General features: G+C 72.2%; 18 protein-coding genes. 14 read left to right on the top strand and 4 right to left on the bottom strand.

Annotated elements, in window-relative coordinates:
- Nucleotides 1–34: 34 nt before the first annotated feature.
- The 4 genes from KBX26_RS17055 to KBX26_RS17040 all read left to right on the top strand — a co-directional run bounded on the left by KBX26_RS17055 (nt 35) and on the right by KBX26_RS17040 (nt 2637).
- Complete coding sequence (locus KBX26_RS17055; RefSeq protein ID WP_210865851.1) at nt 35–766, top strand: hypothetical protein; 732 nt, start codon at nt 35–37, stop codon at nt 764–766.
- Nucleotides 767–823: 57 nt separating this feature from the next.
- A complete protein-coding gene (locus tag KBX26_RS17050; RefSeq protein ID WP_030327722.1) occupies nt 824–1021 on the top strand; it encodes a hypothetical protein in 198 nt (65 codons plus the stop codon).
- A gap of 80 nt (nt 1022–1101) precedes the next feature.
- Complete coding sequence (locus KBX26_RS17045) at nt 1102–2379, top strand: hemolysin family protein (RefSeq protein ID WP_210865850.1); 1278 nt, start codon at nt 1102–1104, stop codon at nt 2377–2379.
- 72 nt (nt 2380–2451) lie between these two features.
- The gene (locus KBX26_RS17040; protein WP_036410487.1) at nt 2452–2637 is read left to right on the top strand and encodes a hypothetical protein; all 186 of its coding nucleotides are present in this window, start codon (nt 2452–2454) and stop codon (nt 2635–2637) included.
- 5 nt (nt 2638–2642) lie between these two features.
- Here KBX26_RS17040 and KBX26_RS17035 read toward each other — a convergent pair whose 3' ends face one another.
- Nucleotides 2643–3293 carry a hypothetical protein gene (locus KBX26_RS17035; protein ID WP_030327720.1) on the bottom strand — a complete coding sequence of 217 codons (651 nt, stop codon included), beginning with the start codon at nt 3291–3293 and terminating at the stop codon, nt 2643–2645.
- Between the two features lie 133 nt (nt 3294–3426).
- Between KBX26_RS17035 and KBX26_RS17030 the strand changes: the two genes are divergently transcribed.
- A complete protein-coding gene (locus KBX26_RS17030; protein WP_124774060.1) occupies nt 3427–3630 on the top strand; it encodes a hypothetical protein in 204 nt (67 codons plus the stop codon).
- A gap of 5 nt (nt 3631–3635) precedes the next feature.
- On the opposite strand, the gene KBX26_RS17025 is transcribed toward KBX26_RS17030, so the two are convergent.
- From KBX26_RS17025 to KBX26_RS17015, 3 genes are all read right to left on the bottom strand, one after another.
- The gene (locus KBX26_RS17025) at nt 3636–4112 is read right to left on the bottom strand and encodes a hypothetical protein (RefSeq protein ID WP_030327718.1); all 477 of its coding nucleotides are present in this window, start codon (nt 4110–4112) and stop codon (nt 3636–3638) included.
- On the bottom strand, nt 4109–4321 hold the full coding sequence (locus KBX26_RS17020) for a hypothetical protein (protein WP_030327717.1): 213 nt from the start codon (nt 4319–4321) through the stop codon (nt 4109–4111). Before KBX26_RS17020 ends, KBX26_RS17025 begins: the two co-directional genes overlap by 4 nt.
- 99 nt (nt 4322–4420) lie before the next feature.
- Complete coding sequence (locus KBX26_RS17015; RefSeq protein WP_210865849.1) at nt 4421–5302, bottom strand: universal stress protein; 882 nt, start codon at nt 5300–5302, stop codon at nt 4421–4423.
- A 116-nt stretch (nt 5303–5418) separates the two neighbouring features.
- Between KBX26_RS17015 and KBX26_RS17010 the strand changes: the two genes are divergently transcribed.
- From KBX26_RS17010 to KBX26_RS16970, 9 genes are all read left to right on the top strand, one after another.
- Nucleotides 5419–6165: an SAM-dependent methyltransferase gene (locus tag KBX26_RS17010; RefSeq protein WP_210865848.1), complete on the top strand. Its 747-nt coding sequence runs from the start codon at nt 5419–5421 to the stop codon at nt 6163–6165.
- Nucleotides 6166–6236: 71 nt separating this feature from the next.
- Nucleotides 6237–7409 carry a PP2C family protein-serine/threonine phosphatase gene (locus tag KBX26_RS17005; RefSeq protein WP_030327714.1) on the top strand — a complete coding sequence of 391 codons (1173 nt, stop codon included), beginning with the start codon at nt 6237–6239 and terminating at the stop codon, nt 7407–7409.
- A gap of 56 nt (nt 7410–7465) precedes the next feature.
- Nucleotides 7466–7927, top strand: coding sequence for a MarR family winged helix-turn-helix transcriptional regulator (locus tag KBX26_RS17000; protein ID WP_030327713.1), 462 nt, complete (start codon nt 7466–7468; stop codon nt 7925–7927).
- A gap of 294 nt (nt 7928–8221) precedes the next feature.
- A complete protein-coding gene (locus KBX26_RS16995; protein ID WP_030327712.1) occupies nt 8222–8854 on the top strand; it encodes a CDP-alcohol phosphatidyltransferase family protein in 633 nt (210 codons plus the stop codon).
- Nucleotides 8851–9795, top strand: a complete 945-nt coding sequence (locus KBX26_RS16990; protein ID WP_030327711.1) for a DUF881 domain-containing protein — start codon at nt 8851–8853, stop codon at nt 9793–9795. The genes KBX26_RS16995 and KBX26_RS16990 overlap by 4 nt, the downstream gene beginning before the upstream one ends.
- Nucleotides 9792–10124, top strand: a complete 333-nt coding sequence (locus KBX26_RS16985; RefSeq protein WP_030327710.1) for a small basic family protein — start codon at nt 9792–9794, stop codon at nt 10122–10124. The genes KBX26_RS16990 and KBX26_RS16985 overlap by 4 nt, the downstream gene beginning before the upstream one ends.
- An 11-nt stretch (nt 10125–10135) precedes the next feature.
- Entirely contained in the window at nt 10136–11122 is a 987-nt protein-coding gene (locus KBX26_RS16980) for a DUF881 domain-containing protein (protein ID WP_210865847.1), read from the top strand.
- Nucleotides 11123–11182: 60 nt separating this feature from the next.
- Nucleotides 11183–11563: a glycine cleavage system protein GcvH gene (gene gcvH / locus KBX26_RS16975; RefSeq protein WP_030327708.1), complete on the top strand. Its 381-nt coding sequence runs from the start codon at nt 11183–11185 to the stop codon at nt 11561–11563.
- Between the two features lie 214 nt (nt 11564–11777).
- Nucleotides 11778–12230, top strand: a complete 453-nt coding sequence (locus tag KBX26_RS16970; RefSeq protein WP_007071101.1) for an FHA domain-containing protein — start codon at nt 11778–11780, stop codon at nt 12228–12230.
- Nucleotides 12231–12245: the final 15 nt, after the last annotated feature.

Here is a 12245-nt window from a genome sequence, read left to right as displayed (position 1 = left end):
TGACCCGGTTGCGCCGAGATGCGACGGTGGGCTGATGGTCGAGGTGTCCCCGTCCCGGTCGTGCGGTGGTCGGTGGCGCGTCGTCTCGGTGGCGCTGCGTTGGGCGCTGCCGGTGCTGTGGGTGCTGTGGGCCGCTCTGGCGTGGTGGGTCGAGCCCCGCGAGTCGACCGAAGCCCAGCTCGACCGGGATCTCGCGGCGGGCCGGGTGGTGACCTATCAGCGGGCGAACGGCTGGGACGACGACGACCCCTACTGGGGCAGCCAACCTGATCTGCGGCCCGCCGAGCAGGGTTGGATGATCACGTGGACGGTGCCCAGCGGTCAGACCCGGTACGCCTCGGTCCAACCGCCCGACCCGCAGCCGTACTCGGCGGGGTCGGACCGGCTGGCGCGGACCGGGCTGGATGCGCGGCTCGCCGCCGTCGCCGATCCGTGGCACGCCGGCGGCGACGTTCCGTCCCGGATTGCGACCATGGCGGGTCTGCTCGCCGGTGTGCTGACTCTGCTGTGGCTGGGCCGGCTGATCGTCGGCGCGCCGCCGCTGGCCGGCACGAGGTGGTTCTGGTTCTGGGTGGGGCTCCTGCCGTTCGGGGTGGGTGTGCTGGCGTGGACCTACCGGGAGGTGTGGAGGCCACCGCCGGCGCCGGTGCCCGGCCGGGGCTCGGGGTGGCGTGGCTTCGGCTGGTTGATCCTCGCCGGAGTCGGGATCAGCCTGCTGGTGTCCGTCGCCCGGATCGTGTTCGGAACGACGGTGGTGCCGGGCTGAGCCGGCGGTGCCGGCCAACCGACCCCGAGGTCGGCGGTGGTCACCTACGGTGACGCCATGGACCCTTCGGCGGTCTGGCGGGACCGGCAGCACCGGTGGCGGATCGAGGCGTACCGCGCTCCGGACCTGCGCTTTGCCATCTACGCCACCAACGGCCCCACCGAGTCGGTGCCGCTGTGGCTGTTCGGGATGTCGGCGCTGGCCCGGTGGCTGATGACCCACGCCATCTCGCTGGACGACCTGGAGGTCGACTGAGCCGGGCGCCGGTGGCGAACCGGGCCCGCGCCGCGGTCCCTTGCGGTTGAGTGACCTCAGGCGGCGGACGGGGGTACGCGATGGGCGGTCAGCTCGGGCAGTTGGCGTTGGTGGCCGTGCTGGTGCTCGTCAACGCCGCGCTCTCCGGCAGTGAGATGGCGTTGGTGACCCTGCGCGAGGGGCAGTTGCGCCGGCTGGGTCGGCGCAGCCGGGCCGGGGACCGGTTGGTGCGGTTGTCCCGCGACCCCAACCGCTACCTGGCCACGATTCAGCTCGGGATCACCCTGGCCGGGTTCCTCGCGTCGGCGGCGGCCGCGGTGTCGTTGGCCGGTCCGCTGGTCGGCCCGTTGGGTTTCCTCGGCGGGGCGGCGCGTCCCGCCGCGGTGCTGCTGGTGACCGTGGCGCTGACGTTCGTCACGCTGGTGCTGGGCGAGTTGGCGCCGAAGCGGCTGGCCATGCAGCGGGCCGAGCGGTGGGCGTTGCTGAGTGCCGGTCCGCTGGACCTGCTCGCCCGGGTGTCCCGGCCGGCGGTGTGGTTGCTCAGCCGGGCCACCGACGCGGTCGTGCGGCTCGCCGGTGGCGATCCGAGGGCCAATCGGGAGGAGATGACCGAGGAGGAGCTGCGGGAGGTGCTGGCCAGCCAGCGCGGCCTGTCGGCCCAGCAGCGGGAGATCCTGACCGGCGCGTTCGACATCGCCGGCCGGACGCTGCGCGAGATCCTGGTGGCACGGCGGGAGGTCACCACGCTGCCGGCGAGCCTGGCCGCCGACGAGGGGGTCCGACGGCTGGCCGCCGCCGGACGGTCCCGCGCACCCGTCACCGGCCCCGGCGGCCTCGACGAGGTGCTCGGGGTGGTGCACATCCGTGACCTGGTGCGGGCCGGCACCGCGCCGGTGGGCGAGCGGGTCCGCGCGCCACTGCTGCTGCCGGTGACCCTGCCGGTCGCCGACGCGATGCGTCAGCTGCGGCAGGAACATCAGCAACTGGCCCTGGTCGTCGACGAGCACGGGGGCATCGACGGCATGGTCACCATGGAGGACCTGCTGGCCGAGGTGGTCGGCGAGTTGTACGACGAGACCGACCGTGACGTGCGGGGGGTGGTCCGGGAACCGGACGGGTCTCTGCTGGTGCCCGGTGACTTTCCGCTGCACGACCTGCCGGATCTGGGGGTGCGGCTGAGCTTCCCGTTGTCCCGGGACTACACGACCGTCGCCGGTCTGGTGCTGGCCCGGCTGCGGCACCTGCCGGACTCCCCGGGTGAGACGGTGCGGCTGCCCGGGCTGACCCTGCAGGTGGTGGAGGTCGCCGACCGGGCGGTACGCCGGGTGCGGCTCTGCGGGTTCGTCACCGAGCGCTGAGCATCACTCAAAAGAATGACAAAAAGGCCAAATCGACAAAGCGGCGACAGTGGTCCGCTTACGGTGCCAGACGTGAAGGACCGAGGTTTGCGGACGTTCGTCACGGTGCTGGCCGGTCTCGCGGTGATCTACTTCGGCAGCGCCGGGCGCAGTCCGGAGGAGGGCCGGGGCATCTCCGGCGGGGTGGTGGTCCTGGCGTTGCTCGCCGCGTTGCTGGTGTGGCACCTGACCCGCCCGGGGGACAAGACGGTCAAGTGAGCGCCTCACCGGGCGGCGACGCGGGTGACCTCACCGGCGGACTCCTCACCCAGCGCCACCCGCACCAACGCTGAGGCGAGCCGCCCGAAGTCCGGTTCGGCGACGAGACCGGCGAGCCGGTCCGGGGACCCCGGCAGACCCAGCCGCTTCGCCCCGGCCAGGGCCCGACGGTCGGCGTACGGGCGCACGTCCGACCAGACCGACTGTGCCTCGCGCAGGTAGATGTCCGCCCCGGTGGGGCCGATGCCGGGGAACTCGGTGAGTCGCCGACGCAGCCCGGCGGGATCACCCTGGGCTTCCCGGTGCAGCCGTCGCAGGTCACCGTGCCAGCGGTCCAGACACAGCCGGGCGCCGGTGCCGAGCATGGTGGCGGTCCGCTCGTCGTAGCGGCGGTAGTGGCCCCGCCCCAGCGCGTCGACGCGCTCCTGCCAACTGGCCGCCTCCATCGCCTGTGGGGTGCGGTAACCGGCGGCGAACAGCTCCCGGGCGGCGTCCACCGCCACACACGCCCGGATCCGGGTGCTCAGCAGCGTGGTCAGCACCAACAGCTGGTAGAGCGGGCCGGGCCGGTCGGCGAGCCGGATGCCGGCCTCCTCGGCGTACGTGCGGCCACGCCGGTCGAGCAGGACCCGCACCACCGTTCGATCATTGCCCACACCCGTCGGGTACCCACTTGGGGGCGCGCTAGCCGTCGTACCGGTGACCGCGCTCGGAATGCCACAGCGGCGGGCGGGTATGCCGGCGGTGGAGGCGGTCGATGCCGCCTGCCGTACCGGAGGGAGACACCCCGTGACGAACCCGCAGCAGCAGGAGTTGCGCCGCAACGCACTGGGCGCGACCAGCCAGGACAACAAGGGCCCGGCCCCGGGCGGGCATCCGGCCAACCGTGGTACGTCGCGTGGCGACCAGGGTCGACCGGTGCCCAAGGGGCAGGTGTCGCCGTACGGCCCGGCCGGTGAGCCGGTGGCCGAGGACGACAGCGACACCCGCTGACCCGGTCAGCGACCGCGACCTGGCGGCCGCCGCAACCTGTTCCAGGTGGCGGCGGCCGCCAGCCCGTACGCGAGGTGCGGAATGATGTCGGAGATCCAGTCGGAGCGCCGCCAGGTGCGCGGGTCGCTGATCCCGAGCACCGTGATCGACCCGTCGGTCATGGTCATGACGCCGGCGCCGAGCAGCCCGGTGGCCACCGGCAACGGCTGACGCCGACCACCGGCGTAGAACGCGAACCCGACGCCCGCGGCGACCCCCAGGGCGTAACCGATGAGCGGCCCGAGGCCCGAGCGGCGGTTGGCCGCCCGGGCCCCGTTGCCCAGGTCCACGTGCGCGATCCCGGCCAGCCGGTCGACGGTCTCCTGCGGGACGTCGCTCTCGGGCCGTCCCCGCAGTGCCATGTCGAGATAGCTGACCACGTTCAGCGCGGTGCTGCCGACGGCGCCCGCGATGGCGCCGTCGGCCACGTCGACCCTGCTCACTTCGGGTCGCCCGGTTCGCGCTCGCTCTTCGGGCCGTACGCGCGGTCACCGCGTACCACGCCGCGTTGGCCGCGATCCTCCTGCAGGATCCGGTTGGCGACCTGGTTGGCCTTGCCGTCGGGCACTCGGCGTCCGGAGTCGTCGATCGCGTTGCGCAACCGTGCCCGCTGCTTGTCGTACGCGTTACTACCCGGCCGTGGTCCTGGCATCTGTGCCTCCTTCGTCGGTCTGGGCACCTGGTGCTGCCCACCGTCCGCTGGGCGTACCGCGGCCGTCTACCCGCCTGGCGGCGGACGAACCCCGGCGGGCTAGTGGGGGGCGCGGACCACCATGACCGGGCACTGCGCGTGGTGCAGCATCGACTGGCTCACCGACCCCAGCAGCAACCCGGTCACCTCGCCGCGCCCGCGCCCGCCGACCACCGCCAGTTGGGCGGAGCGGGACGCCTCGGCGAGCACGGTGCCGGGTCGACCACGTGTCGCCTGGCACGTCAACCGCAGACCCCGATGGTCCTCGGTGAGGCCGGTCAGCCACCCGGCGAGCATCCGCTCCTGCTCGCGGTGCAGCTTCGCCTCGTCGTACACCAGGGGTTGCATGTCGCCCGGTCCGCTGCTGCCGGGGTACCGGTAGGCGTGCACCGCCACCAGCGGCACGCCGAGCGACACGGCCGTCTCGGCGGCGACGTCCGCCGCCCGCCGGGAGGCGTCCGAACCGTCGACAGCCACCAGCACCGGCTGGTCGGGTCGTTGCGTGCCGCGGGCGACCAGCACCGGGCAGTCGGCGTACGCGGCGACCTGCACCGCGACCGAACCGACCACCAGCGCGGAGAACCCACCGAGCCCGCGGTCGCCGAGCACGATGAGCGCGGCGGTGGGGGACTCGCCCACCAGCACCGCGGCGGCCTCCCCATCGATGATCTCGCCGGAGATCGACAGGCCGGGCACGGTGGCCTCGGCCTCGTTCACCGCGGCCTCGACGAGTTCCTCGGCCCGGTGGCGCAGTCCACCGCCGGGTGGCGCGTCCGGGGCGGGGGAGACCGGCACGTGCAGCAGCGGCCAGATGAAGCCGTGCACGACCCGCAGTGGTCGGTGCTGCCGTGCCGCCTCGGTGGCGGCGAGGCGGACGGCACGCAGCGCCGACTCCGAGCCGTCGACGCCGACCACCACCGCCGCATTGTTCGCCGAGTTCACCGCCCACCTCCGCCCGCGGCCAGTATCGCGGGCCCGGACGCCTTCGCGCCGCGATACCGCTGAGCGCTCCCCGGTCGGTACGCTGACGAGGACCGGCCGGGGAGGGAGCGTCGCCGATGGGTGAACCAGACCAGCCGAGCACCGCTCGCATGATCGACTTCTGGCTCGGCGGGCAGCATCACTTCCCGGTGGACGTGGCCGCCGCTCACGCGTTCGAGCGGGCGTACGGGCCGTGCGCGCCGGTGTTCCGGGAGCTGCGGGCGTTCCTGGGCCGGGCGGTGCGGGCGATGGCCGGCCAGGGCGTGGACGGTTTCCTGGTGTTCGGCGCCGGGGTGCCGACGATGGGTAACGTGCACGAGGTCGCCACCGACGCGACGGTGCTCTACACCGACGTCGATCCGGTCACCATCCGGTTGGGACAGAGCATCCTCGCCGGCAGCGACCGGGCCGGCTACGGCTTCGGCGACGCGACGGACATCGGCACCATCGATCCGGCGCAGCTGCACCGCTTCGTGCCGGGGTGGGGTCGGCGGCCGGTCGGGGTGGTCTTCCTCGGCCTGGCGGCGTTCCTCGACGACGCCACGCTGACCCGCACCCTCGACGAGTTGTACGCTGCCGCGGCGCCGGGCAGCCTGCTGGCGGTGGACTTCGACACCGAGGAGCTCGCGGGCCACCCGGAGGCGCTGGCCATGATGGGCCCGCAGTTTCGGATGCGCCCGCCGGCGGCGTTCGCGCCCCTGCTCGGTCGGTGGGCGCCGACGGCGGACGGGATCGTCCCGGTCGCCCAGTGGCGGGCGGCGGGCCCGCCGGCCCGGGTGCCCGACGCGTTCCACGGTGTGCTCGCGACCCGCGCGACTGACTGACCGCGCCGATCCGCCATCCGAGGGCGTCCGTATGATGCTTGCCCTATAGCAAGCTTCTGGGGAGGACGACGATGGTAGACGCGCCGGACGTGGTGTCGCGCGCGTTGCGCGAGGCCCCGCCCGACCAGTTGGCCGAGGCGGCGGACCGGGCGATCCGGTCGGCGATGGGCGCGCTGCGCACCGACGTCTTCGTCGCCGACTACCGGATCAGCGGCCTCTGGCCGGTGCTGGACCCGGACCTGCCGGCGGCCGGGTTCCTGGAATGCCACACCGTCGCGCAGCGCTGTTTCAGCAGCCAGCAGCCGGTCCGCGACGGCGAGGGCCCGTGCCGGCTCTACCTGCCGTTGACGGTGTGGGGGGAGCGGCTGGGCGTGCTGCTGATCGAGCTGCCGGCCGTGCCGAATCCGGCGGTGACCGGTCAGGCCACGGACATCGCCGACGCCCTGGCGGTGGCGATGCGCGCGGCGGACCGGGAGACCGACCGTTACCGGCGGGCCCGTCGGCGGGAGCGACTGACGATGGCCGCCGAGATGCAGTGGGATCTGCTGCCCGGTCGCGGTGTCGCGCACCACGCGTTCGATCTGGCCGGTCAGCTCGAACCGGCGTACACGGTGGGCGGTGACCACTTCGACTGGTCGCTGGACGGCGACCGTCTCACCGTGACGGTGCTCAACGGTGAGGGCACCGGGCTCGCCGCGTCCCTGTTGACCGCCGTCACGGTCAACGCGATGCGCAACGCGCGGCGCTCCGGTGGCGGCCTGGTGGAACAGGCCGAGCTGGCCTCGGACACGGTCTTCTACCAGCACCGGGGTGCGCGGTACGTGGCCACCCTGCTGCTCGAGGTGGACACTCGCTGCGGCCGGGTGCGGGCGGTCGACGCGGGTTCGCCCCATCTGCTGCGGATGCGCGGGTCCACGGTCGAGCCGATGAAGCTGGATCAGCAGCTGCCGCTGGGCATGTTCGCCGAGACGCGCTACGAGCTTCAGGAGGTGCAACTCGCGCCGGGCGACCGTCTCTTCGTGGTCAGCGACGGGGTGTGGGCCGCCGAACCGCCGGGGCAGGAGCCGTACGGGCAGCGGATGATGGCGCGTTCGTTGCGCGCCACTCGGCTGCAGCCGCCGGCCGAGGCGGTTGGTACGGTGATGCGCGAACTGCACGCCTATCACGCGGATTCCGACCTGCGCGACGACGCCGTCGTGGTCTGTCTGGACTGGCATGGTCCACGCGAACAGGGCACGGGGTGAGAGTCGCGGCCGCGTTGTCGGGCGGGCACCAGCGCGACGACGGCAGGGGACATCAGGTGGAGCGACCTGCGGATCTCGCCGCGGCGATCGACGCGGCTGCCGGAACGCTGATCGCTGTGCTGGACTCGGCTGCGGCGCGGCATCAGGTGCCGCCCACCCAGCTGCGGGTGCTCACGCTGATCTGCGGTCGACCGGAGACCAACGTCAACGGGTTGGCGGAGTTGCTGGACGTGGTGCCGTCATCGGCGAGCCGCCTGTGCGACCGGCTGGAAGCGACCGGCCTGTTGCGCCGGGTGGCCGATCCGCGCGACCGGCGGGAGGTGCGGTTGGTGCCGACCGCCGCCGCGCTGACCCTGCTGCGGGAGTTGGCCGAGCGGCGCCAGCGTGCGGTGCAGGCGGTGTTGGACCGGATGCCGACGCGGATGCAGCACGAGCTGTTGTTGGCGCTGGTCGGGTTCGCGCGGGCGGCGAACTCGGTGCCCGAGCAGCAGAGCGACTCCGCGGTGCAGACGGCCTGAGCGTCGCCCCGTTCTTCACTAGTATCCTAGGACGCTTTAGGCGTGGTGATCCACGCCATAGTGCGGCACAGCCGCACCGACAGCCCGGCGGCGGCACCCGGCCGGCGAGAGGAGGCCCGATATAGTGGCAGCGCATCTACCCGGCCCGCGATCTCGATGACCGCGGGCCGCAGCAGAGGAACGGGCCCCACGCGGGGCCATCGGGGAGAGCCGGCGGTGGTCGGCCCGACAGCACGGACGACCCTCAGCCGCGCCCGGCGTCGGCGGGGGCCCGCGTGCCGTGGAGGAGGATCGGTGTCGCGTCGGCCGGCTCGGGCAGAGCACCCGCGGGACACCGGTGACGAGGCTCCCGGCAACCAGGTGCTCACAGTGCCCAACCTGATCAGCTTCGGGCGGCTGCTGGGCGTGCCGCTGTTCCTCTACCTCTTCCTGGTGGCGCGGGCCGACGTGGCCGCGGTCGTCGTCCTGGCCATCGGCGGCACCACCGACTGGGTCGACGGCTGGATCGCCCGCCGGCTGCGTCAGGTGAGCCGCCTGGGCGAACTGCTCGACCCACTCGCCGACCGCCTCTACATCCTCGCCACCCTGGTCGCGTTCACCGCGCGGGAGGTGGTGCCGTGGCAGTTCACCGCGGCGCTGCTGGCCCGTGAGGTGCTCCTGCTCGGTTCGCTGGCGGTGCTGCGTCGCCACGGGTACGGGCCGCCGCCGGTGCACTACGTCGGCAAGACCGCCACGTTCCTGCTGCTCGCGGCGTTCCCGGTGCTGCTGTTGGCCACCGCGGCGACCGACGTGGCGACCGCGGCGAGCGCCATCGGTTGGGCGCTGGCCTGGTGGGGTCTGGTGCTCTACTGGGTGGCCGGCGGGATGTACGTCGTGCAGGCGGCCCGGCTGGTGCGCGCGGTGCGCGGCCCGGGAGCGGCGGCGTGAGCGCGCCGCGGCTGGGCAAACCCGGCCAGGACCGGGTGTACGCGCCGGATTTCCTCACCGAACTGTTTCGCAACCCGTTGGACCCGGGGTACGCGGACGCGGCCGCCGCCCGTCGGAGCTCGGCGCAGTCCGCTGCGGCGCGAGGATGGCGGGCCTGGCCGGCGCGGTCGGTGAGCCTGGTCGTGGTGGTGATGCTCGGTTTCCTGTTCGCGGTCGCATACCGGCAGACGATGGCGGACGAGCCGGGGCGGAGCCAGGCCCGTTCGGGTCTGGTGACGCAGATCAAGGAACGGGAGAGCCAGACCGACCGGTTGTCCACGCGGGCGGATCAGCTGCGCGAGGAGGTCAGTCGGCAGCGGGACGCGGCGTTGAGCGGGTCGGCCGCCGCCCGGTTGCGCAACCTGGAGGCGAGCACCGGGCTGGGTCGGGTGCGCGGTGATGGTGTGGTGGTGCGGTTGGCGGACGCGCCGGACAAGGCGGACGCGGTGACCGGTGCGGGTGCCGGGCCGCCGCGGGTGCTCTACAGCGACCTGCAGGGGGTGGCGAACGCGTTGTGGAGTGCCGGCGCGGAGGCGATCGCCATCAACGGGCAGCGGTTGACGTCGACGTCGACGATCCGGTCGGCGGGTGAGGCCATGCTGGTGGATTTCCGGCCGGTGACCGGGCCGTACGAGGTGTCGGCGATCGGGCCGGATTCGATGCGGCGCAAGTTCGAGGACAGTCGGAACGCGGCGCTGATGCGGAAGGTGGCGCAGGGGACCGGGTTGTCGTTCGGTGTTCGGGAGTCGGATGACCTCACCCTGCCGGCGGCTCCGGAGCCGCAGCTACGCTACGCCAAGCCGTCGGTCAGTCCGAGCCCTTCCGCGTCGGGTGTCCGGTCCGGCAGTCCCGGGTCGTCCGGTCCGGCGACGACTGTTAGCCCCTCCGGAGGTGGCCGATGATCGCGGTGCTGGCGTTGCTCGCCGGTGTGGTGCTGGGCGTGTGGCTTGATCCCACGGTGCCGGCGGCGTTGCAGCCGTACCTGCCGATCGCGGTGGTGGCCGCGTTGGACGCGGTGTTCGGTGGGGTGCGGGCCCGGTTGGACCGCATCTTCGACGACAAGCAGTTCGTGGTGTCGTTCATTTCGAACGTGCTGGTCGCTGGTCTGATCGTGTATCTGGGTGACCAGCTGGGTGTGGGCGGGCAGTTGTCCACCGGTGTGGTGGTTGTGCTGGGTGTGCGTATCTTCGGCAACGTGGCGGCGATCCGCCGGCACCTGTTCCGGGCGTAGGTTGGGTTGCGATGAGTGACGAGCAGACCGACACGGGGACCGGGTGGCCGCAGCCGGCGGGCCCGGCGCGCCCGGGTGGGCCGGCGGGTGAGCCTGATCCGCGGCCTGATGCGCCGGATCCGGACGAGCTGAGCCCGTTGGCGCCGCAGGGGCCCGCGCGGCCGTCGGACGATGAGCCGGTGGCGGAGCCGGGTGTGGAGCCGGTCGACGACGGTGCGACGGTGGACCTGAACGCGGTGTCGCGGTCGGGGGAGCCGTCCGACGCGTCGGGGGAGCCGGCGGAGCCGGTGGTGGCTGGTCGGTCCCGGTGGAGTACGGCCGGTGTGATGATCGCCGCGTTGCTGGCGTTGTTGGGGTTCACGTTGGTGGTGCAGTTGAAGACGACCTCGACGGACCCGACGTTGGGGGCCACGCGGCAGGAGGACCTGGTTCGGATCCTGTCGGATCTGGATGCGCGGGAGAACCGCCTGCAGCAGGACATCCGTGCCCTGGAGGACAGTCAGCGTCAGTTGCGCTCGGGTGAGCAGGGTCGTCAGGCGGCGTTGGACGAGGCGACCCGGCGGGCGGACGAGTTGGGCATCCTGGCGGGGACGTTGCCGGCGGTGGGCCCGGGGTTGACGGTGCAGTTCGACTCCGGGGTGAAGCCGATCTCGGCGAACCGGGTGTTGGACGCGGTCCAGGAGCTGCGGGGTGCGGGTGCCGAGGCGATGCAGATTTCCGGTGGGGATCGGGCGACGGTTCGGATCATCGCGTCGACGTACTTCCTCGATGGGGACAACGGGTCGTTGATGGTGGAGGGGCGTCGGTTGACGGGGCCGTACACGATCACGGTGATCGGTGATCCGGCGACGATGCGTACGGCGTTGAACATTCCTGGTGGGGTGGTGGCGTCGGTTCGGGGTGACGGCGGTAACGTGACGTTTGGGGAGCGTGAGGTTGCCGAGGTTTCGGCGCTGCACGTGCCGATCAAGTTGGAACACGCCCGTCCGGTCTCCTGACCGGCGCGGCCGCCCCGGACCCGGGTGGTCCGGGGCACCGATGGATGAAGGACGCGTCTGGTGATTCCCGAGGATCTGCGATACACCGCCGAGCATGAGTGGGTGGCGGGTGACGGCACGGCTTCGGTCCGGGTCGGCATCACCCACTTCGCGCAGGACGCGCTCGGTGACATCGTGTACGTGCAGTTGCCCGAGGCGGGTGCGGTGGTCGCGGCCGGTGACTCGTTGGGTGAGATCGAGTCGACCAAGAGTGTGTCGGAGATCTACGCGCCGGTGGCCGGTACGGTGGCGGCGCGCAACGACGCGTTGGCTGACACTCCTGAGCTGATCAACACTGATCCGTACGGTGAGGGTTGGTTGGTGGAGATCACGCCGGATGATCCGACGGCGACGGATGGGTTGCTGACGGCGGCCGCGTATCAGAAGATCACCGAAGGCTGAGTGTGCGTGATCCGGTGCGTGCGATGTCTGCGCGCGTCCGGTTGCCCTGCATTTCGGCGCTGGCTAGGCTCGCCCAGTCGACCGAGAACCCAATAGTTGAGCGTTGTGGAATTGCCTTCCCGGGCACGGGGAGCCAGCCGCCGGGTGTGCATGTGCCCGGCGGCCAGACCCGCCATTACCCGACGCCGACCGAACAGATCCGTGAGGTGGTCCCATGACGCGGCCAGACGACGAGTTCCCCCCACTCGACGTCACTTCGACGCTCAATCTCGGTTCGCTCGACGAAGTGCTGGAGGGGCCGGACACCGATGTGGTGCCGAGCCGGATGTCCGGTTCGTTGCCGCCGGGTATGGCGCTGCTGGTGGTTCGTCGAGGCCCGAATGCGGGTGCCCGGTTCCTGTTGGACCACGATGTGACGACCAGTGGCCGGCACCCGGACAGTGACATCTTCCTGGATGACGTGACGGTGTCGCGTCGGCATGCGGAGTTCCACCGTGACGGTGGGACGTTCACGGTGCGCGACGTGGGCAGCCTGAACGGCACGTACGTCAATCGTGAGCGGGTTGAGGCGGCCACGTTGAGCAACGGTGACGAGGTCCAGATCGGTAAGTTCCGGGTGGTGTTCATCGCCGGTCCGCGCCCGGAGGAGGAGGCCGGCCGGGGGTGAACGAGCCTGCGGCCT

The organism is Micromonospora sp. C97 (assembly GCF_018070385.1).
GTDB lineage: Bacteria > Actinomycetota > Actinomycetes > Mycobacteriales > Micromonosporaceae > Micromonospora > Micromonospora parva.
The sequence above is the reverse complement of the archived record's forward strand: the minus strand, read 5'-3'. Positions and strand labels throughout refer to the sequence as shown.